The following is a 303-nucleotide window of genomic DNA, read 5'->3' on the forward strand; positions in this document are numbered from 1 at the left end:
AATCCCTTGTAAAAGCGTTAAATTTCAAAAAACAAACAAACAACCCCCTTAAACTGTATAATAAAGGCGCTATAAACTAAAAAGAGATAACCATGAGAAAACTATTCATCCCACTTTTATTATTCAGCGCTTTAGAAGCGAACTGATCTTAACGTTTTTTTCAATTTCTATGGTTTGAAATTCAGGCCCTATACCGTAAGTGGCTTTCACTTCCCATTCAAACAAGCCCTTATTGCTGCTCGCCCCGCTATAAGGGGGGTAACCGGTGTCGATAAGGTTGTTTCCATGTTTTTTAATTTCTTG

The 303-nt window shown here is 37.0% G+C and carries 1 protein-coding gene; it reads right to left on the reverse strand.

What is annotated here, in order from left to right; translation table 11 throughout:
• Positions 1-123: 123 nt before the first annotated feature.
• Positions 124-303 (reverse strand): hypothetical protein (locus BZK24_RS08895; protein WP_143424426.1); only part of this gene is annotated, 180 nt, incomplete at its 5' end.

Source organism: Helicobacter pylori (genome assembly GCF_001998165.1).
GTDB lineage: Bacteria > Campylobacterota > Campylobacteria > Campylobacterales > Helicobacteraceae > Helicobacter > Helicobacter pylori_DL.